Source organism: Proteiniclasticum aestuarii (genome assembly GCF_017368455.1).
In the GTDB taxonomy this organism is placed as follows: domain Bacteria; phylum Bacillota; class Clostridia; order Clostridiales; family Clostridiaceae; genus Proteiniclasticum; species Proteiniclasticum aestuarii.
The window spans coordinates 93,992-115,484 of record NZ_JAFNJU010000008.1; the positions used below are offsets into that span (position 1 = coordinate 93,992).

A 21,493-nucleotide genomic window follows, 5' to 3' on the forward strand; every position below is an offset into this window, starting at 1 on the left:
TTCCCTTCAGAATGATTTGTCCCCTTCTGCAGGGAAATGAGAGAATCGGTATGAAATGAAATCTTATTTGTTCCAGCAGGCTACAAAATGTCCAGCTCCACGATCCGTCAGCGGCGGAACCTTTTCCGCACATTCTTCCGTGGCATAGCGGCATCTTGTTCTGAAGGAACATCCGCTTGGCATATTCAGTGGACTGGGTACATCTCCTTCGAGAATGATTCTCTTCTTCTCTCTGCTGATTATCGGATCCGGAATCGGAACAGCCGAAAGCAGGGAGAGTGTATAGGGATGAATGGGATGATCATTCAGCTCATCCGCATCAGCGATTTCCACGATCTTTCCAAGATACATCACCGCAATTCTGTCTGCCAGGTGATGCACAACCAGGAGATCATGGGCAATGAAGAGATAGGCCACCCCCAGTTTCTTCTGAAGGTCTTCAAACATATTGAGCACCTGAGCCTGAATGGATACATCCAGGGCGGATACCGGTTCATCGCAGACGATGAATTTCGGATCCACTGCCAGGGCTCTGGCGATGCCGATACGCTGTCTCTGTCCACCTGAAAACTCATGGGCATACCTTGCGGCATGCTCCGCATTGAGTCCGACCAGCTCCATGAGAGATAGTATTCTTTCTCTTCTTTCCTTTTTTGTCCTGCAGAGATTATGCACATCAAAGGGCTCTCCGATGATGTCTTCCACAGTCATTCTAGGATTCAGAGAAGAATAGGGATCCTGAAAGACCATCTGCATGTTCCTTCTCATGGACTGGATATTCTCTTTACTGACCAGTTCTCCATCAAAGAGCACTGTTCCGTCTGTAGGCTCATAAAGCCTGATGATGGAGCGTCCCACGGTGGTTTTTCCGCAACCGCTTTCCCCTACAAGGCCCAGGGTTTCACCCGGTTTGATCTTGAAGGATACATCATCCACCGCTTTCAGCGGCACGGTCTTGAACAAGCCCATTCGGATGGGAAAATACTGTTTCAGATTCTGTACTTCAACCAGATATTCCGCCGCCATGGTCATCCTCCTTCCGGCTTTCTTCGGCCATCTTCTTCACATTGAGCCAGCAGGACGCCTTATGGGTTTCGCTTAAAGTCAGCTCTTCCGGCACAATTGTAAGGCACACTTTCATGGCACTGTCGCATCGGCTGGCAAAAGCGCATCCGGGCGGCATGTTGATGATGTTGATCGGTGATCCCGCTATAGGCTTCAGTCTCTCCTTGATCCTCGTGATGTTCGGTATGGAGTTCAGAAGTCCTTTGGTGTATTCATGGCACGGGTTATAGAAGATATCATCTGCCGTACCCCGTTCGCACACGCGTCCGCCGTACATGACGATGATTTCGTCGCACATCTCGGCAATGACGCCTAGATCATGGGTTACAAGAATAATCGACATGCCCAGTCTTCCCTGAAGCTCCTGCATCAGTTCCAGAATCTGAGCCTGGATGGTCACATCCAGTGCCGTGGTCGGTTCATCCGCGATGAGAATATCCGGTTCGCAGGCCAGTGCCATGGCAATCATGACTCTCTGTCTCATTCCTCCTGAAAGCTCAAAAGGATACTGCTTCACTCTCTTTCGAGGTTCATTGACGCCTACAAGCTCCAGCATTTTAACAGCATGCTCTCTGGCTTCTTTCTGATTTCGGTCCGTATGGAGAAGAATGGCTTCCTCCAGCTGGTTACCGATGGTAAACACCGGATTGAGGCTCGTCATGGGGTCCTGAAAGATGATGCTGACATTCTTTCCTCTGAAATTATGGATCTGCTTTTTGCTGTATTTCAGCACATCCTCACCATTGTAGAAAATCTCACCCTTTGTCACTCGTCCAGTATCCGCCAGGATACTCATGATGGAGTAGGCTGTGACACTTTTACCAGAACCGGATTCACCAACAATGCCCAGAATCTTTCCTTTCTCAAGATTGAACGATACGCCGTTCACCGCCTGCACTTCTCCGGCATCTGTAAAAAAGGATGTATGCAGATCTTTGACCTCTAGTAGATATTCGCTCATCGTATCACTTCCTTAATTTCGGATCGAAGGCATCTCGCATGCCGTCTCCCAGAAGATTCAGGGAGAGTACGATCAGACTGATGATGGCAGCGGGAAACAGCAGTTTATAGGGATAACTCTGAAGTCCTTCTCTAGCCGCATTGGCAAGACTGCCTAAGGACGGCATGGGTGCCTGAACCCCTAACCCAACGAAACTCAGAAAGCTTTCGGTGAAGATCGCAGCTGGTATCTGCAGTGCAGTGGAGATGATGATTACACTGATGCTGTTGGGAAGAATATGTTTCCTGATGATTCTTGGCGCCTTTGCTCCCACAGCTTTGGCTGCGAGAACATAATCATTCTTCTTGATGGAGAGGATCTGCCCTCTTACAAGTCTTGCCATACTGACCCAGTACAGCAGCCCGAAAACCAGGAAGATACTGATCATATTGCTGCCGAGCCGATTCACCAGGGGACCGCCCACATCGGAAAGCACCTGGTCAAGAACCACGGACAGCAGGATGATGATCAGCATGTCCGGAAGAGAATAGATGATATCCACAATTCTCATCATGATGAGGTCCGCCCGACCGCCCACATATCCGGAAATGCTTCCGTAAAGAAGTCCGATGACAAGGACGATGAGACTGGCAAAAAGACCTACCCCAAGGGATACCCTCGTGCCGTACACCACACGGATGAAATAGTCTCTGGAAAGGGCATCTGTTCCGAAGATATGCGGAAAGACTTCCCCACCATTATCGATGAATTCCTGTTCCAGTTCCGAATACTCGAAAGGTCCGAGGTTTTTGGCTCCACGGTCTCTCATCCCGTCCACGGAAATGATTTCAGAATACTTATAGGGAACCACCATGGGTGCAACGACGATTGTGATCAGTATGATGGCGATGACCACAAGACTGAACACCGCCAGTGGATTTTTCAGAAGCTTCTTCACTCCATCCCTCAGAAAAGTCGTGGATTCCCCCATGACCTCCTGTTGTCTCTTTTCTTCTTCTGTAGCCAATTCAAACATGTTGGGATCAAGCTGCATGCTGAACGGTTTTTTCATCGGATGTTTCTCTGTGTTCTGCATCATTTTCTCCCTCCTTTAATCAAAACTGATTCTTGGATCGACAAGTTTATAGATCAGGTCGCTGATCAGATTGGCCATAACCATGAGCGTGGCCAGAAAGATGGTTGTGGCCATGATCATGGGATAATCTCTGTTTGTGATTCCACTCACGAACTTGGAGCCCAGTCCACCGATGGTGAATACTGTTTCCACCACAAGACTTCCTGTGAGAATATAAGCTGTCATAGGACCCACATAGGTGATGATGGGTATCAGTGCATTTCTGAGTGCATGCTTGAAGATGATTTTCCATCCCACGACGCCCTTGGCTTTGGCGGTTCTCACATAGTCCTGACCCAGGGCATCCAGCATACTGCTCTTGGTGAGCCTTGTGATGTAGGCCATGGGATAAAGGGACAGTGAAATCACCGGAAGAATGTAGTTCGTGGATTCCGCATTCCATACCTGAATCCATCCTAACTGGATGGAGAACACAAGGAGCAGAATCGTTGCCAGCACAAAGCTTGGTACCGCCGTGGCCAGTGTGGAAAAGAAAATGATGATTCGGTCCGGAAGCTTATTCCTGTTCAGCGCAGCGATGCTGCCAAGGGTCACCCCGAAAAACAGTGCCACCACCACAGCCATGCCTCCTAGCTTCGCTGAAGTGGAGAAGGATTCCGTAATGGTCAGCATGATGTCTCTTCCGGTCTTGAGAGAAACTCCGAAGTCTCCCTCCAGAATGTTCCCAAGATAGAGCACATACTGCTGAGCAATGGGCTTATCCAGATTGAACCTCGCTTCCAGAACGGCCTTTACGGCAGGACTAGGTGCCTTTTCCGCATCAAAGGGTCCTCCTGGGATTGCATTCATGGTGAAAAATGTGATGGCTGTAATAATGAGCACAGTCAGCCCTGCAAGCCCTACACGCTTTACTACATAACGAAGCACATCAAGCTCCTCCTTTCAATTCCACTTCTTTAATAGTATTGATTCATAGTTATTGTATTAACACTAATATTATTCCTTTATTAACATTTTGTCAACAATATCCAATTTGAGGTAATAATTCAGCAAACTTAAACAATTCTTAAAAACGTTGATTTCAGCCACTCATAGCTGGTCCATGAACAAGTCTTCTCTCTGAGCATCTCAATTGTCCTGTATCTGAGCACTAAAAAATGAACATCTGGCGGATTTCCAGAGCTCATGTTTCTTCCATACGTAATCTTTAATTTCTATTCCCATGTTTAGTGGTCATTCACTCTCTAAATAAGTGGACCTTAGGTTCATCTATCATTATCGAAAAATGAAGCGGTTGAAGTCTTTCTATTCTTCCCTCTTCTCAAATCTCACCCATTCACCCTCAATGAGTACCACCACATACTCCTCTCCATCACTGATCTTTGCATAGACAGTATCCTCTATTGGAAAGTTGATTTCCCCTTCCATCGCTGGATGTTCTCTATGGTCCGTAACACCTGTGACTTTCTTAATCGCTTCTTCTGCAGGTTCAATGGGCATTTCCATTCCTGTGGTGTAATAGAGCTCGCCTTCCACAACGATGGCTGGCTGCGTGGTGTTTGGCGTTTCTGGTAGAGGTTCGGATGATGCGCTGCAGCCTGTAAAAAGAAACAGTCCGATCATCAGAATACCTATTGATAATTTTCTCATTCTCTTTCCCTCCAGATTCCTCTACTTTTTCTTTGTTCCTCTAACCCTTGATTCTCTGATTTCATCATAAGTTAAAGTCATAGACTAAACATGACAAAGCTGCTTCAAATAGTAAATAACTATACTATAAATTATAATAGAAGAGATGCCCATTTTAGATCTTGATCCCTGAATATATGTATTTCTGATACATTCAGTGCAGGTTTAAAGCATGATTCAAGAAAATACAGGGTTATTACACTGATTTTCTTATAAAGAGTTGACTATGAAGGAACTTGATAGTCTAAAATGAAGTCAAAAGCAGCGAAAGGATATGCATATATGAAGATCAAAGAGATTGAAATGAAGTCCGGCATTGACCGGGCAACCATTTATTATTATGAAAAGGAAAAACTTCTGCTTCCGCACCGGACTGAAAATGGATACAGAGAATACGGTGAGGAAGACCTTATTACGTTACAGAGAATCAAGCTTCTGCGCAGCCTTCATCTTCCACTAGATGAGATACGCTCCCTGATGAAGGGAAACGGCAGCCTACGAGATACCCTTTCTAAACAGATCGGGCAGCTGAAGAAGGAAGAGGAGGACATCTCCTATGCGGAAGAACTATGTAGAACCATCTATAAGGAGACGCCTCATTACAGTGACCTGGATGCAGAGAAATATCTGAAACAGATCGATACCATTTCCAAAGAAAAGGGCGGACGTTATTTCAAGGTACAGGATGAGCTTCCGATGGTGTTTGATCCAAGAATCCGTTTTGCAGCAAGAATCATTGATCTGTTTCTCTATGGCCTCCTCTGGAACTTTATCCGGACCTTTCTTCTCCATCAGAATGTACTGGATCCATCCAATACGGAACGATTAATTCTATGGGGAATGGCACTTTTTCTCACCCTCATACTGGAACCGGTCTTTCTTGCTCTTTTCCGGACCACACCCGGGAAATTCATCTACGGCATCACTTTGGAGAAAGAAGATCACAAAAGGCTTACCCTGGAGGAATCCTTCCAGAGAACCTGGGGCATTCTTTCAAAGGGATTCGCCTTCGGTATCCTGCCCATTACTCTGATCACCTTGTCCATAAGCAGAATCCGATGCGAAAACGGTCAGATTCAGCCTTGGGATGAGGATATCGCCTATCGAATAAAAGACTACCGGTATCATAGAAACCTTCTGGCATTTCTGGCTCTGATTCTCGTTATCGGCATGAACTTTCTTCTGTCCGTTTTCTACTATAGTCCGCCAAACAGAGGAGATCTCACCGTGGAAGAGTTCGTGGAGAACTTCAACCACTACAGGGAAGCCTATGACATTGACCTTGGTGAGTATACGCTGAAAAGCTCCTCCGCGTGGGATTCCGACTACGATTTCAGGAAGCATTATCTGCCGAGTCATCTGAGAAATGCACCGAATTTTACCTACAGCCTGAGAAGCGGTATCGTCACAGCAGTATCCTTTAATGTGGATGTGAGAGACACCGACTTCTATGTGGACTCCTACAGCAACTACATGATCCTCATGGCCCTGGCCCTTACACAGCCGGAATCCGTTTTCGACACGGCACTGAATGCCCATAAGATCATAGGCCCTGTAGGATGGGAACCTTTCAAACCCTTCGAGTTCAGTGAAATGGGGGTTACCCTCATAAACGAGGTGGAGTATGAGGGCTTTGAAAATAATTTCGACTACATGCGCCCTGAAACAAATGATTCAGGTGAATGGGACAACTCCTACAGACAGACATTCACCGTAGAGAGGCAGTCCATGGAAGAAGGAGGAGAGTACAGATGATATTTGAAAAGATCATTCTCACCGTGATTACAATCCCTTTCATCATTATGCTGCTCTACAGCTTTGTCTATCCGGAGGATGTGGTGAAAAAGAAATCTTTCCTTCACGAAGAAGAGAAACTTACAGTAAAACCAGGAGTCATCAAATTCACAAAGTGGTTTTCTCTGAGCAGCGCTGTTGTCACTCTGATACTCATGACCTTTTATCTCTACAGCTGAACTTCTGATGAGCATGTCAATCACTCATTAGCCATTCATAAGGAGCAGATCCATTCTGTTCCTTTATATTTCCAAAGCTTTCATTGCACCTGCTGTTCTTTTTCTCTTTTTTAGTTTATTCTATACAGCTGATAATACAGGCTATGTTAAATGAATATCATGTGATATGATGAAGGTAAATATTCAAGAAAGAAGGTATATCAATGGCAGGTTTCAATCTGAACAATCTTGTACAAGGCGCACTTGGAAATTATTCGGAAAAGACACCAGAAGAACTCACCAGGGAATATGGTGCATATCTGTTTAATGAAGAAAAAATATCTTCAGGGTATCAGATGATCCGAGATGCACTTCTATTCACAAATATCCGTATCATATTCATTGATAAGCAAGGGGCTACCGGAAAGAAGACTTCCTTCAAATCGATTTTTCTGGATACCATCGTCAATGTGGAGATGGAAACTGCAGGAACCGGACTGGATGACAGTGAAATCACCATAACCTTTCTGGAGAACGCCTACCATAAATCCAATAACGAAAGACTGAAAGAACAGAAATTCGAATTTCCCAAAAAGACGGATATCGTTCCTCTTTACAGGACTCTTGGAAACATCTCCTTAGCAAACAGAAGCAGAATCAACGGACAGTAGTATACGAAAAGGAGAACAAACATCATGCTTTATATCTTCATGGGTCCAGGCTGCAGCGGAAAATCCACAGCAGCTGACAGAATCAGAGAACGCATTGGCGCTGAAGTGTTCAGCGGCAATGATTATTTAAGGCTGGCAAAGAATGAAGAGGAGGCCTGGAGACTCTTTCATGACAGACTTGTCCATGCAGCCTCTAAAGACTCTTCAGAAAAAACTATACTCTACCTGGTGACAGAACCCGATCAGCTGGATCGAGTCCTAAACATCAAGGATGTCCGAAAAGTGAGATTCTCCGCTTGCTTTGATGTCATCAAGGAAAGATTTTCCCGAAGAATGAACGGTAGAATGCCAGAACCTGTAGAAAAGATGCTGGCAAAACAGTACGCCCAGTGGGAATCGATACAAGGAGATTTTCATGTGGATACGACTGGCAGTCCGGACCCTGATGACATAGCCGATGCTTTAGGGTTTTGAGAGAAGGGTTCAATTTGTCTAAATCAAACAGAATGACTTTTAGCATTGATGCTATATTCAGTTGTTTCTAAGGAACAGCTTCAAGGAATCCCTCAGGATTCCTTTTGTATTTGTAACCCTTCCATCCATCTCCTTCTCCCTGTTCCTTTTTCTATCATTAATATCCCTGAGCACTTGTTCTTATTTCACTATATTAAATATATCCTTTACTCTTGCAATATCCTGAAAATGTGCGTATGCTGAAAAAAAGAAAGTAAAATTGTGAGGAGCGTTACATGGACTACGAAATCATTCATCTGCCGAAAGAAATCTGGAAAGACACCACTTTGCCCATAGGTTACACCACTGAAGAATATTATGACGTAACACTTGAAAAAAGCACAAGCGGATACAGCATCCAGCTTTCAAGAAAGAAACTTTCAGCTCCCCTGACCCATACCCCAGAGGAATACGACTTCCCTGACAGACTCTATGCTGATTACCGTGAACATGCCTACGCATGGGGAATCGTCGTAGAAGATGAACTTATTGCAGCCCTGGAAACGGATCCTGAACTCTGGTCCAACAGACTCCGCATCACGGAAATCTGGGTTAGCGAAGACTACAGAAGAAAAGGCATCGGTCATGGGCTGATGGAGATTGCAAAAGAGCAGGCAAGAAAAGAAAGACGGAGATGCATCATACTGGAAACCCAGTCCTGCAATGTGGACGCTCTAGACTTCTACCATCAGGAGGGCTTCACCCTCATTGGCCTTGATACCTGGGCCTACAGCAATGATGATATGCAGAAGAAGGAAGTCCGTCTGGAAATGGGCTGGTTTCCCAGAAAAAGAGAGAAGGTGACCTTAGAGGAGATCGAAATCAGAGCCGAGCAGATGAAAGACCATCATGCAGTGGAAGCCCTGACCCAGAGAGCCTTCTGGAACAAGCACCAGCCGGGCTGTGATGAGCATTATCTGGTCCATAAGCTGAGAACCCATGAGGATTATCTACCCGAGCTCAGCAGAATCGCGGTGAAGGACGGTGAAATTCTAGGCGCCATCTTCTATTCCAGAGCACAGGTGACAGATGGAGATACCATCCATGACGTCCTCACCTTCGGTCCGCTATGCGTCGAACCTTCCTGGCAGGGATGCGGTATCGGAGAACTGCTTTTCAAAGAGACCATGGAACTTGCGAAAGAAATGTGCTACAAGGGCATCATCATTTTCGGAGAGCCGGATTACTATCCTCGATTGGGCTTTAAAACCTGCGACCATTTCGGCATCACCACAGCAGACGGAAAAAACTTTGATGCCTTCATGGGCATCGAGCTGTCTGAAAACAGCTTCAGTGAAACCAAGGGAAAATACAGCTATTCTGAAGTCTTTGAAGATCTTCCTAAAGAGGAAGTGGAGAAATATAACGAAAACTTCCCCCCTCTTAAAAAGCAGAGATTCCCAGATCAATGGGACTGATTCATAGATTTACACAGGTGTTCATCAATGGGATGGACACCTTTTTCATTTCCTTTGTTCTTACAATTGTTACCGAATGGTCCCATGGACTTAAATCCCCATTGGTAAAATGAGTGTAGGAAATTTCAGGAATTCAATCACGATCATATTTCCTGATGCCAGGTAATTCGCTTTATCTGAATACCCGTTTTTCCTGTCAGGAGGCCGACATGTCCAGAAAAGTTTTTTACTTCACACTCATTCTGATCATCTCTTCCGCAGCATTTCTGATGTATATCAGCAGACGCGCACCGGAAGAGGAACTGGAACCTTCCATTCCGGAAAGAGAAATAGAGGAAGAAACTGAAGAACCCGCGGAAGAGGAAATGGATGAGGAGATTCTTGCCATGATGAAGCTGATTTCCCTGCGCGCCGAGGAAGGAGGTCTTCCAGAAGTTCCTCTTGTGGTTGGACATTCGGAGAAAACCGATGTGGAAAGAGAATACGGCTCTCCCGATTCACAAGATGATACTGAAGAGGGAGAATACGCGGTCTATCTGTCCGAACACATCACTGTCGGATATGAGGATGCTTTGGTTACAGATCTGAGATCCTATGATCCGGATCTTGCCAGGATCACCTATGCCCACATCACGGAGATATTGGGTGAAGCGCCAAAAACCTCGACTTATACCGATGATGAAAACAGCCATCTGATTCTCACCTATCCTGTCAGTGAAATTTACAGCCTGAAATGGATTCTCGATCAGAACAGCGGCGATCCCAAGAATCCTTCAGCAGATCATATCTCCATCGTCATGAGCGAGGAACACCCCACTGCTGTAATGCTTAAAAGAATCCACGCCATGTCCCTGAAGGAGAAAATCGGCCAGATGGTCTTTGCTGGAATCAGTGGCATCACTGCAGATGACAGCGCACTGGCGCTCATCACGGAAGAAAAGGTCGGCGGCATCATCTTCAATAGCCCTAATCTGAAGGATCCGGAGCAGACAAGAACCTATGTGAATACCTTGAAGGCAGCAAATGAGATGAACGAGATTCCCCTGTTCTTCGGCATCGACCAGGAGGGTGGACGCGTATCGAAGATCCCCGGAGACCTTATGGACATTCCATCCAGCCGGAAGGTGGGAGAAGTCGATGATCCCGAATTCTCCTATGAACTTGGCCAGGCGCTGGGGGAGATTGTGAAAGCCTATGGTTTCAATATCAACTTCGCACCTGTACTGGATATCAACAGCAACCCTCAAAATCCCGTCATCGGTGACCGCTCCTTTGGAGACAATGCCCTCCGAGTAAGCAGTCACGGTATTCCCCTGATGAAAGGGCTCCAGGATGCGCATGTCATCCCCACCATAAAGCACTTTCCGGGTCATGGGGACACAGATGTGGACTCCCATCTGGCTCTTCCTGTCATAGAGAAATCCAGAGAAGACCTTGCTGCCCTGGAACTGATTCCCTTCAGAAACGCCATAGAGGCCGGAGCAGATATGGTCATGATTGCTCATCTTCTTCTGCCGGAAATAGACGATAAATTTCCCTCCTCACTTTCCGAAACAGTGATCCATGACATGCTGAGAGCTGAACTTCAGTATAAGGGAGTCGTCATCACAGATGATCTGATGATGAAAGCCATCGATGCCAATTACGGCCTGGATGAAGCGGCTGTTCTTTCTCTAAAGGCCGGCAGTGATATCGTCATGATTGCCGGTGGTTATGAAAAAGTACGAGATGTGCTCACTGCACTTTTAGATGCAGCCGTCAGCGGTGAAATTCCAGAAGAACGGATCAATCAGAGTGTCAGGCGGATTCTTCTTCTGAAAGACAAATACGAAATCACCGATGCTCCCGTAGAAGAAATTCAGACTGAAAGGCTGAATGAGCTGCTTGAGGCACTCCTGAATCAGTATATGAACTGACTGAGTCTCTTCCGATATGCGATTGCTCCATCGTCATCTCCAATATTAGTGCATAGAAAAAGACAGATGCCATCTGTCTTTTTCTGATTGAATCAGGCTATGTTTTTAGTCTTCATCTTCGTCGTCATCTTCATCTTCGTCATCGTTGTCGTCATCGTTATCGTCATCAAGATCTTCCACATCAAAGTCCACGATGACACCTGTATAGGCATGGACTTCAATCTCATATTTCATGTTGTCCTTTGTGATTTCAAATTCATAGCTATCATCATCAGCGTCTTCTTCCACTACAGTTCCATTGACTCTGCCAAGGGCGATCTTTCTTGCTTCTTCCATTGTAAGCCTGGTTCTGACCGGTGATTCTACCTTGTCGTCATCATCATCCGGGTCATCACGATCGTCATCATCATCGTCATCCAGGTCTTCCACTTCGTATTCTTCGATGGCCCCTGTGTAGGCATTCACTTCAATCTCATGCTTTCTGTTATCCAGTCTGATCTCAAAATCGTAGCTGTCATCATCAGAGTCTTCTTCCACTACAGTTCCATTGACTCTGCCAAGGGCAATCTTTCTGGCTTCTTCCAGAGTGAGCCTTGTTCCTCTCTGTTCCTTCTTATCATCCTCTGTGTCATCATCACGGTCTATTTCTGTAACGGTTCCTGTGAAGGCATGGATTTCCAGTTCAAATTTGATGCCACCATTGAGTATTTTCACTTCATATTCGTCATCATCCAGTTCAAGCTTGATGATTTCTCCAGGTACTTCATTCAGAGCGATACTGCGTACCTCTTCTGGTGTCAGCATGCCCATTTCAGGAAGATCATCCTCATATTGGTATCCGCTCACAATATGGAAAAGCTCCTCCTGTGAAATATTCTGTACTCTGCTGTACTCAAACAGCTCCTTAAGGGTCATCCTGGAAAGCTCTTCCTCGCTGAGTGAAACACCCAGTTCACTGAGTTTTCTTGCTGCTTTTTCCTTTCCTGTCAGATCCTCATCCACTATATCCAGGCTGGTACTGAGGATGGTCGCTTCAATCTTTCTGTTTTCCAGATAGGCCTGGATGGCACGATTGATCTTTCCGACGATTTCAGCATCCGCATCCTCATCACTCACACTGATCATGACCATATTATCCTGTCCACCGTCTATGAATCCTTCAAAGATCATACGGTCCACCAGATCCCCTACCGTGCCTTCCAGAGAATCATCCTTGATCGCATAACCGTCCAGCATCTTCGCCGCATCCTCATTTTTCGCATTCACTTCGATTACTCTTTCCAGTCTGTTGGTCACCACTTCAATACTGGGGTTCACATCCATGGTCATGCGGAAAGAGGGCTGTGTCATATACATGTAGAGCACTACCACACCCAGCAGAAGTACTACGGGGATAAACCAGATTCTTCTTAATAGTTTCATCGTCATCGAAAATTCCTCCTTTATTCTATATACTGTTAACTTCCGGGATGATGATTTTATTGCATCCTTCGAAAATTATTTTAGTCATCATCCTCTTCATCATCATCATCCTCTTCTTCGTCATCATCTTCTTCGTCATCGCTAGCGCTGTCATCTTCATCTTCGTCATCATTATTTTCTTCCAGATCTTCCACATCAAAGTCCTCGATGACACCACTATAGGCATGAACTTCAATCTCGTACTTCCTTCCGTTTAACCTGATTTCAAAGTCATAGCTGTCATCATCAGTATCTTCTTCCATAATTGTTCCGTTCACTCTGCCTAGGGCAATCCTTCTCGCCTCTTCCAGAGTCAGTCTGGTCCTTGCAGGTTCCATCTCATCCTCTTCATCGTCATCATCCTGATCGTCTAGATCATCATCCATTTCCGGATTGACTTCTTCGTCGATCTTCTCCCAGTCCTGACTTTCAATGATGCCTTCCAGGTCAATGCCCAGGTTTCTGCTGAGCTTAAGCAGGTCTCTGATGGACATCTTTACAAGCTCTTCCACCTGAAGGTCCGAATGGAGAATCATGAGATTTCTGATGAAGGTCATCTTGCTTAGGGAAACGCCGTATTCTCTCGCGTAGTCTTCAATGGAATTGGTCTTTTCGATCTTCTGTCCCAGCACCACGGGGTCGATTCCTCTTTCTCTCAGGTAGTTGTGGATATAGGTATCCAGTTCACTCAGCTGACTGGTTTCCTTCTCCATATCTTTATTGTAGACAGAAAGAAGCAGAAGTTCTCTGGCCTCTCCCAGGTAACCGCTCAGAATCAGCTCATCCAGAAGTTCTCCTGTCACTTCCAGATAATCCTTTCCTTTATAAGAGAGATTCTCAATGAGATCCTCCCCTTCCATGTTGCCGGCTTTGATGTCAATGACCTGACTCTTCCTATTGGTGACAATCTCGATACTCGGATTGATATCCATATAGATTTCAGTATCTGCCGCCAGATACTGATGCTGCCAGGTGCCAAACATCACCAGAAGAATTGCCGCTGCTGCCAGTGGAATCAGTTTCTCCACAAGGGTCTTCGGCTTCTTCTGACTGGTGATCTCGTCATATCTCATCATTCTGGCAACAGGTTTTTCCTTGATCTGATCCAGAAGGTCAATGGGTGCATCATCCACGATACTTTTTATTCTTTCGTTGATATTCTTTTCGTTCATGACCTTCCCTCCTTTTCTTCCAGATAGTCTTTCAGTTTCTTCAGGCCTCTATGGTATTTCGACAGCAGTGTGGAGAGCTTCATATCAAGGTTCTCCGCGATTTCACGGTGCTTCATGCCCGATACGGCGTAGAGCATGATGATCTCCCTCTCCTCTTCTGTGAGCTTCTTAAGAACCCCTTCCAGCACCATGCGGTCCTCCGCATCGGTGACATAGGAGAACCTTCTTTCATTGCTGATCTCCATGGGATCCTGCACATCATATCGCCCTCTTTTCTTCACCTCGGAGTAGTACAGATTCTTCGTGATGGTGAACATCCACGCCAGGGGTTTCCCCATGGGTTTATAGAGATGCGCTGCAGAAAGGATTTTGAGATAGGTCTCCTGCATGATTTCAAGGGCCATGTCATGGTCCCGGGTCAAAGATACGGTGAATGCATACAGGGTTCTTTCCGTAAGATGATACAGTTCATCCAGTGCAGTATTGTCTCCTTTTCCGATTCGGACAAAAAGTCTCTCATCAATGGCTATGGGCTTATATTCGGTTTTCGGTAGTTCGTTCACACTGAGAACGAATGTAAACAGCATCATCTCTTTGTCCTCCTATCTGGATAACTGTCCAGCATCTCATTTTATTGCATTCTTTCGTTAATTTACATTTTGTTCATATATAAAAAGAAGGAAAGCCTCAAAGACTTCCCCGATGATTTCTTTTCCCGATTGTTACCTGTTATATTATCATATTTTCACAAACAATGTGCCGAATATCCTAAAAACGTTATCATTTATTGCGTTTGAAAATCTTGCAATGACTTCCCTGATCTTTTTTCCATGAGACAGGAGCATGTGGAACCATTTCGGACCATCTGCCCGTAATTCTAAGAATGAGACTTTTCACATCTTCTCAGATGGCATTCTTTTGCATTACTCCTATATACTCCATCATATGGTGTTTTACTTTGTATTTACAATATATTATAATACTATTATGTTTATAAATATGTGAGATTCATAATGGTGTCACCTATCTAACGAGTGATCACCATCATATTTTTGTAAGCTTATTTTTTTGGCATGATTTTCAGTATGGATTTCATTCAGAAAGTAGCTTATTCTCATCGCATTCATTCCATCAACAGGAATACAATCAGCACAAAAGAAAAGGAGTGGTTCGTTGCCAATTTCAAGTATGAAAAAACCCAGTTTCACTTATGCCCTCATGATGCTACTTAGCGTAGTCGCTATTATATCTGTAGGGATTCTGGCATTTGATGTGGAAATCCAGATGCTTATGTTCATCAGTATGTTCACCCTGATACCCTTTATGATGGGTCTCGGGTACAATTACAAACAGATCGAGACCTCCATGTTCAAATCCATGAGTAAGGCACTCCAGTCCGGACTGATCCTCCTGGCCGTGGGCATGCTCATCGGAACATGGATGGCATCAGGTACGGTGCCTACCCTGATCTATTACGGAATCAATCTGATTTCACCTAGATTCTTCCTGGTGTCGGCACTGCTTTTCACCTCCGTCGTATCCCTGACCACCGGAACTTCATGGGGAGCCATCGGTACTGCCGGTATCGCCATGATGGGTGTAGGGGCAACCTTAGGTGTTCCAGCTGGAATCACCGCAGGTGCCGTCATCAGTGGTGCCTACTTCGGAGACAAGATGTCTCCGCTATCTGATACCACAAACCTGGCACCCACGGTTGCAGGTGGTACTTTATTCGGACACATCAAGCATATGCTCTGGACTACGGTTCCTGCCTATACCATCACTGCGGTGATCTTCACCTTCATGGGTCTGAAATACACTGCGGAAACCGTCAATGCGGAAAGTGTGAATCAGCTACTGACGTATCTGTCTTCGAGCTTCAGCATCGGAATCATTCCAATGATTCCCATTGCTGTGCTCATCGGACTGATGATGATGAAAAAACCCGCGCTTCCAGCAATCTTCATTGCTGCGGTAGTCGGAGGAATCATCGCCGTAGCCTATCAGGGCTTCGGCTTCAGTGAAGTCCTCAACACCATGTACAGCGGATACAGCGTGGAAGCGGGTATCGAGACCGTTGACAGTCTGCTTCAGCGAGGCGGGCTCACAAGCATGCTGCCCCTCATCGCACTGTTCCTCTTCGCTTTAGGCCTGGGCGGAATGCTGGCAGACTCCGGTGTACTGGAAACCCTCATCGGTTCCTTTGCCCATAAGATCAACCATACAGGCACCCTTGTCATCGTAACGGTTATCGTAAGTTATGTGACGCTGGCCATCGGCGGAGCCATCTATTTCTCCACTGTCATGACCGGTACACTGATGAAACCGATCTTTGAGCGCATGAAGCTGAAACCGGAGAACCTCTCCAGAATTCTGGAAGATACCGCCACTCAGGCCGGTGCTCTGATTCCCTGGACAGGTGCCGGAATCTATACAGCAGCGACCCTTGGCGTTCCAGTGATTGCTTATCTTCCCTATACATTCCTGGCATTCATCACACCCATGGTTTCCCTTTTCTACGGAATCACAGGTCTGACCATGACACGGATGGACAAGGAAGAAGTGCAGAAGGTACGCGTAAGAAGAGAAAGAGAAAAGAAACTCATGATGAAATCCCTGGAAGCCAATTCCTGATGGAAGAACCCGGTTCTCAAAACAGAATTTCATCCTGACTATACTAACTTCTAAACACGGAAGCCATCCTGGCTCCGTGTTTTCTTCTGCCCTTTTTTCCCTAAATGATCGTGTTCTCTTACGTCCTTTTGTGCTGATATGATATGATTACTCTTAAGAATACAATGCGGAAAGAGGGATCCCATGATTCAGTTTGAAAGAACGCCTGAAATGAACAAAGCCATGAAAGCTCTGGTTGACTCCATGCACAGCATGCGCGCCTATCTTTCTGATGTGCTGCCCTATATGGAAACTGTGCTGACACCTTCCGATGAGAAGAAGCTGCTTTCCATTCTCAGAAAATACGACATTCCTGAAGAAAATCTTCAGAAAGATATCCGTACGCTGAAGGAGAATCCTTACTTCAGAAACATTCGACTGGAGAAAGTGGATACGGATACCGTGCGGTACCAGAGATCCGTCATTCGGAGAAGAACCCTCATGAATATGGATTTTCATAAGCCCCTGGGCCGCTATCTCTTTCACTATCATCCCATCGGATACTTTAGTGAGGATCTGGAACTGCCGGTGCTCATGGAAGGAAGCGGCGTATGGATGTCTCCTGCCGTCAGCGAAATCGAGAGTATGCGAGAAGGCATCGACAAAGGTCATGGGAAATGCCTGACCTTCGGCCTTGGCATCGGCCTTATCCTCTATATGTGGCTTCTGAAGGAAGAGGTGGAGAGTGTCACTGTTGTGGAAGTCAACAAGGATGTCATCGATCTTTTCGAGAAGCAGATTCTGCCTCAGTTTAATACCGGCAAGAAAGTGACCATCATCCACGCCAGTGCCTATGACAAATGGAATGAAACATTTCTCAAGGAATTCGATTATGTCTATGCGGATTTCTGGGAAAATACAGAAGATGGACTTGCCTGCTACACGAATCTCATGGAAAAGAAGATTGATCTTCCCCATATCGACTACTGGATTGAAGATTCCATCCTTGCAGACATCCAGTACATGGTCCTCTCCTATCTGTCCGTGGTCTATTACAAGAGAAGCATCATGGATTTCATGTCTTCCATTGATCCGGACATGAAGCGATATGCCATAAAGATCAACAAGTACTTCAAAAGAAGAAGTGATACCATCCACACAGAGGATGAACTGCTGGATCTCATTCATTCAAAGAAAGTGCTGAGAGAGATTCTATCCATATAAAGAAGCTCTCTTCAGTTTTTGTAATAGGCTCCATATTCCGTAAACAAACATGACCTTGGAGGGTAGTTTAAATGACTGTAAAACTGGAAAAATACCACCAGAACCATGGCTCTGCCATAAAAAAGCTGATGATCAAGGATGATTTTGTCCGAAGAGACATGGAAGAATGTCTTTCGGCGTTTCCTGAATGCGCCATAGTAGCAAGGTCAGACGAAAGCATCGCAGCGGTAGGTGTCTACACCGGTGTTTCCGAAAAGACCAGTTTCACCTTCTACGTGCATCCCGCTTATAGACGCCAGGGCATCGGATCTCTTCTTCTTCGTACACTGGAGAAGGAAATGGCCGAAAAAGGGATTCAGGAAGTCGTCTGTGACTACATGGTGGATGATTCCATAAGCGCGTTTCTCGGCAGAAGAGGCTATGAAACATGGTTTCGCTCCACCCATATGATTTTCAGTGGCACGCTGGAGATGCCCAGCAGTCCCTCCATTTCGGCTTATGTGGACAGTGATTACCCTTATGTTCAGAAAATACTCAGTGAATCCTTCCACAGAATGAGGCTTCATGTTGGCCTTCGGTCCAGCTTAAGTGCACCCTCCGAAGAGGAACGCCTTTCCTTCTTAAAGAAAGCGGAAGATATCTTTGTGCTCCGCTCTGAAGATGAAATCCTTGCTGTGGCCATGGTAGAAGGGAGCGAAATCGACAAGATTGCCGTGACTGTGGACAAGCAGGGGAAAGGTTATGGAAAACTGCTTCTCAGTCATACCGTAAAAGCACTCCTTGATAGAGGTTTTGACGAAGTCACTCTTTGGGTGGTGAAAGGAAACCCCGCGCAGGTGCTTTATGAGCACCTCGGATTCAAAGTGCATCGTCTTCACGAATTTGTGCACAAGAGACTTCAGAAATAATTCGATGCAGTGTAAAGGACTGGCTTGATATTCAAGTCAGTCCTTTATTACAGATATGTACTCCTTTGATCCTGGTTTTTCAGAATGCAATAGCACCAGAACTTTCGTCGACTTTCCTTTGAAAGGAATAACCTTTCAGAAAATATATCCTCATCATAAGCTGGTAAAGTGGATGAGTGGTGGCAGGATCAGTAGCAATACAGATATTGCAATCAACAGTTTCGTTGTTTTCTGGGACAACTTCGTTCTCCCCTCCCCTTTATACCATCCGCTGAACTGCCATCTGTTTCTGTAGATCAGAAATAAAAGGATGAGTACAGCCACTGCACCAAGCCACATATATTCTGAAACACCCATGGACTTATATAGAATGCTCAGCATTGTAGAATAGAAAGCCCCGGACAGGAAAAAGATCAATAGGATTCGCAGTAGTTCTAGAATAACTCTCATAATAATCTCCCTTTTTTTATGCTTCTTATATCATTTTCAGTATAACAGCTTATGACCAGATATACTCCGCTTTTCCTTTCTAGGCATAACTGTGTATGCTTGGAAGCAGTGTATTGACTCCGATATAGGTGAACAGTACACAGATGAATCCGATGACGGCGAAAAGCGCCGCCTTTTTCCCTCTCCATCCTCTTGTGATTCTAAGGTGGAGATAGATGGAGTAGATGATCCAGGTGATGAAGGACCAGGTTTCCTTGGGGTCCCAGGCCCAGTATCTGGACCAAGCCTGCTCTGCCCAGATGGCTCCTGTGATCATGACCAGGGTCAGAAAGAAATATCCCGCAGCCACTGCGCGGTAGCTGATGAAATCTAGCTTCTTGAGCTCGGGTACATGCTTGGAAATGAAGCTGTCCTCACCCATCCTCTTTCTTACGAGATACATGACCGAGACACCGCAGGCTACACCGAATGCCCCATAGCTGATGACTGCGGTAGCCACATGAAAAACCAGCCAGTTGCTCTGAAGGGCCGGCATCAGTGGCCTGATGTCTCTGCTCTGCATAGCCGCATACCCGATGACAAGCAGAATGATCGGCATCACGAAGGTGCCCATGGCTTTGAAGCTGAACTTCCATTCAAAAATGATGAAAAGAAGCACTATGCCCCAGGCGAAGCTCGTGGCAAACTCATACTGATTGGTCAGGGGCACTCTGCCGGATTCAATACCTCGAATGACAAGGGCCGCCGTATGAGCGAGGAATCCACCGTACAGAATATAGGTGGCAATGGTGCCCGGTTTTTCTTTTCTGCCTATGAAAAAAACAAGATAAAGAATCATGGCTACGGCATAGATGCCGATGGCGATATAAAAAAAGATGTTCTCCAGTCCCATTACGATTTCCCTCCCTCTGTCTTATGCTCTTCCAGTTTTTCCTCCAGATGCAGTCTGAATGCCTCCCTGCTCTTCGGTGTGTCTCCGTAAAGCACCCATTCCTTCTCCTGCTCCTCCAGAAGGATCTGCTGAGGCACATAATAGAAAGTAAGAAGCAGTCCCAGAAGCATCATAGCGCCGCCAATACCTGCGAAGATTGCACCAGGGTCCTTCACCACCTGAAGCACCGTGTAAAGTCTTGGCTCGAAAGCCTGAAAACTGATGCCCTTATAAGTCACCGTCTCACCCATGGATGCCACATTCATGTAGACACTTTCTCCATTCTCATAGAGGGTGAACAGATATCTCGGATTGTTGAGAAACGGAGTCCTGGTGTAGATTTTTCCATCCGAAAGCAGAAAATCAGGATAGAAATTCCGAAATTCGATGGCCAGATTCTCCTCTTCCAGAAAGAGAATTCCGGACTGATAGAAGCGTTCTCTTCTGATCTCCTCATTCTCCTTATCCACGATGATGTTAATCATCCAGCCAGTACCGCTCTGATAGACCTTATAGCCCTTCACCCGCATGGGATCATTCACACTGATCTCTCCGCTTTCAAGAATCTCCCCATCCTTGTTCTTGTAATCCACCGTGGAGATGTACTGATGGATGCTGTAATCACTTCTGTACTGTATGTCAAAATCCCTGAGATCCAGGTGATACTCCGTGTCTTCCATGAAAAGCTCATCTCCTGGAATGCCCCTCACATAGGTCTCATATCCCAGAATCTTTCCGGCTGCGAAGGCCACAATGACCATAAGAAGCCCCAGATGCACTATAAAGGATCCGAAATAGCCTGCTCTACGTCTTGCGCCATACCAGATTTTCTTTTCTTCAAAAATCATCTGCTCAGTTTTTTTGAATCCCAGCTTCGTAAGAAGCATCGCAGGTTCCTTTGACGGCGCAGTCTTCATTTCCATGGTTTTTTTCTTCAGAAGGTCCGGTTCGAACTTCTCCGATCTTCTGAACTGCCTTATGGCGGAAGGCAGTCTTCTGATGCTGCAGAAAAAAAGATTCATGGATAAAAGTATCGTGAGCATGATGAAATAGATGGAATGATAGACATCATCAAGCTGAAAGACTTCAATGAATCTGACTATGGTCTCACTGTAATTCTCCTTGTAGAATCCGGGCAGATTTCCCTGGGGAAGAAGCGTACCCAGTGTAGAATATAGCGCGAGCAGCGCAAGCAGAATCATTCCGAATTTCATGGATGATAAGAACCTTAGTATGCGCCCTTTCTGTTTTCCCTTTCCCTTATCTCTCATAGTACCTCCAGCTACAAAATAAGACTCCCGACGAAGGAGTCTTATTCATCATTTTCTTATTCTGATGTCTGTTCAGGTCAGTTCAGGATGGATAATGCTTCTTCGGTGAGACTTCTGGACAGATCCAGCAGCTCATGGGATTTGGCATTGTTGTGGAATCCTTCACTGTTCTCGACGAACACAAAATCCCAGTACCATTGTGC

20 protein-coding genes are annotated in these 21,493 nt (G+C 45.7%); 9 read left to right on the forward strand and 11 right to left on the reverse strand.

Annotated elements, in window-relative coordinates; translation table 11 throughout:
* Positions 1-63: 63 nt before the first annotated feature.
* From J3A84_RS11035 to J3A84_RS11055, 5 genes are all read right to left on the reverse strand, one after another.
* Positions 64-1,026, reverse strand: a complete 963-nt coding sequence (locus J3A84_RS11035) for an ABC transporter ATP-binding protein (RefSeq protein ID WP_281069635.1) — start codon at positions 1,024-1,026, stop codon at positions 64-66.
* Entirely contained in the window at positions 1,004-2,026 is a 1,023-nt protein-coding gene (locus J3A84_RS11040; RefSeq protein ID WP_207600091.1) for an ABC transporter ATP-binding protein, read from the reverse strand. The genes J3A84_RS11035 and J3A84_RS11040 overlap by 23 nt, the downstream gene beginning before the upstream one ends.
* Positions 2,027-2,030: 4 nt before the next feature.
* On the reverse strand, positions 2,031-3,101 hold the full coding sequence (locus tag J3A84_RS11045; protein WP_207600180.1) for an ABC transporter permease: 1,071 nt from the start codon (positions 3,099-3,101) through the stop codon (positions 2,031-2,033).
* 15 nt (positions 3,102-3,116) lie between these two features.
* Complete coding sequence (locus J3A84_RS11050; RefSeq protein WP_207600092.1) at positions 3,117-4,028, reverse strand: ABC transporter permease subunit; 912 nt, start codon at positions 4,026-4,028, stop codon at positions 3,117-3,119.
* Between the two features lie 378 nt (positions 4,029-4,406).
* Entirely contained in the window at positions 4,407-4,751 is a 345-nt protein-coding gene (locus J3A84_RS11055; protein WP_207600093.1) for a YajG family lipoprotein, read from the reverse strand.
* A 321-nt stretch (positions 4,752-5,072) separates the two neighbouring features.
* Between J3A84_RS11055 and J3A84_RS11060 the strand changes: the two genes are divergently transcribed.
* The 6 genes from J3A84_RS11060 (at position 5,073) to J3A84_RS11085 (ending at position 11,260) form a co-directional block, all read left to right on the forward strand.
* A complete protein-coding gene (locus J3A84_RS11060) occupies positions 5,073-6,545 on the forward strand; it encodes a MerR family transcriptional regulator (protein WP_207600094.1) in 1,473 nt (490 codons plus the stop codon).
* The gene (locus tag J3A84_RS11065; protein ID WP_207600095.1) at positions 6,542-6,763 is read left to right on the forward strand and encodes a hypothetical protein; all 222 of its coding nucleotides are present in this window, start codon (positions 6,542-6,544) and stop codon (positions 6,761-6,763) included. The genes J3A84_RS11060 and J3A84_RS11065 overlap by 4 nt, the downstream gene beginning before the upstream one ends.
* A gap of 203 nt (positions 6,764-6,966) precedes the next feature.
* A complete protein-coding gene (locus tag J3A84_RS11070; protein WP_207600096.1) occupies positions 6,967-7,413 on the forward strand; it encodes a PH domain-containing protein in 447 nt (148 codons plus the stop codon).
* 24 nt (positions 7,414-7,437) lie between these two features.
* A complete protein-coding gene (locus J3A84_RS11075; RefSeq protein ID WP_207600097.1) occupies positions 7,438-7,887 on the forward strand; it encodes a nucleoside/nucleotide kinase family protein in 450 nt (149 codons plus the stop codon).
* Between the two features lie 275 nt (positions 7,888-8,162).
* Positions 8,163-9,344, forward strand: coding sequence for a GNAT family N-acetyltransferase (locus J3A84_RS11080; RefSeq protein ID WP_207600098.1), 1,182 nt, complete (start codon positions 8,163-8,165; stop codon positions 9,342-9,344).
* A gap of 209 nt (positions 9,345-9,553) precedes the next feature.
* Positions 9,554-11,260, forward strand: a complete 1,707-nt coding sequence (locus tag J3A84_RS11085; RefSeq protein WP_207600099.1) for a glycoside hydrolase family 3 N-terminal domain-containing protein — start codon at positions 9,554-9,556, stop codon at positions 11,258-11,260.
* 105 nt (positions 11,261-11,365) lie between these two features.
* Here J3A84_RS11085 and J3A84_RS11090 read toward each other — a convergent pair whose 3' ends face one another.
* From J3A84_RS11090 to J3A84_RS11100, 3 genes are all read right to left on the reverse strand, one after another.
* Entirely contained in the window at positions 11,366-12,688 is a 1,323-nt protein-coding gene (locus J3A84_RS11090; RefSeq protein ID WP_207600100.1) for a PepSY domain-containing protein, read from the reverse strand.
* A 74-nt stretch (positions 12,689-12,762) separates the two neighbouring features.
* Positions 12,763-13,893: a PepSY domain-containing protein gene (locus tag J3A84_RS11095; protein ID WP_207600101.1), complete on the reverse strand. Its 1,131-nt coding sequence runs from the start codon at positions 13,891-13,893 to the stop codon at positions 12,763-12,765.
* The gene (locus J3A84_RS11100; protein WP_207600102.1) at positions 13,890-14,483 is read right to left on the reverse strand and encodes an RNA polymerase sigma factor; all 594 of its coding nucleotides are present in this window, start codon (positions 14,481-14,483) and stop codon (positions 13,890-13,892) included. The genes J3A84_RS11095 and J3A84_RS11100 overlap by 4 nt, the downstream gene beginning before the upstream one ends.
* A gap of 583 nt (positions 14,484-15,066) precedes the next feature.
* On the opposite strand from J3A84_RS11100, the gene nhaC reads away from it, so the two are divergent.
* The 3 genes from nhaC to J3A84_RS11115 all read left to right on the forward strand — a co-directional run bounded on the left by nhaC (position 15,067) and on the right by J3A84_RS11115 (position 18,638).
* On the forward strand, positions 15,067-16,527 hold the full coding sequence (nhaC, locus tag J3A84_RS11105) for a Na+/H+ antiporter NhaC (RefSeq protein ID WP_207600103.1): 1,461 nt from the start codon (positions 15,067-15,069) through the stop codon (positions 16,525-16,527).
* A gap of 183 nt (positions 16,528-16,710) precedes the next feature.
* The gene (locus J3A84_RS11110) at positions 16,711-17,730 is read left to right on the forward strand and encodes a hypothetical protein (protein ID WP_207600104.1); all 1,020 of its coding nucleotides are present in this window, start codon (positions 16,711-16,713) and stop codon (positions 17,728-17,730) included.
* A 71-nt stretch (positions 17,731-17,801) separates the two neighbouring features.
* Complete coding sequence (locus J3A84_RS11115) at positions 17,802-18,638, forward strand: GNAT family N-acetyltransferase (protein ID WP_207600105.1); 837 nt, start codon at positions 17,802-17,804, stop codon at positions 18,636-18,638.
* Positions 18,639-18,791: 153 nt separating this feature from the next.
* On the opposite strand, the gene J3A84_RS11120 is transcribed toward J3A84_RS11115, so the two are convergent.
* From J3A84_RS11120 to J3A84_RS11130, 3 genes are all read right to left on the reverse strand, one after another.
* Positions 18,792-19,088: a hypothetical protein gene (locus J3A84_RS11120; protein ID WP_207600106.1), complete on the reverse strand. Its 297-nt coding sequence runs from the start codon at positions 19,086-19,088 to the stop codon at positions 18,792-18,794.
* A gap of 79 nt (positions 19,089-19,167) precedes the next feature.
* Complete coding sequence (gene ccsB, locus J3A84_RS11125) at positions 19,168-19,980, reverse strand: c-type cytochrome biogenesis protein CcsB (protein ID WP_207600107.1); 813 nt, start codon at positions 19,978-19,980, stop codon at positions 19,168-19,170.
* The gene (locus J3A84_RS11130) at positions 19,980-21,290 is read right to left on the reverse strand and encodes a cytochrome c biogenesis ResB family protein (RefSeq protein ID WP_207600108.1); all 1,311 of its coding nucleotides are present in this window, start codon (positions 21,288-21,290) and stop codon (positions 19,980-19,982) included. Before J3A84_RS11130 ends, ccsB begins: the two co-directional genes overlap by 1 nt.
* Positions 21,291-21,493 lie beyond the last annotated feature (203 nt).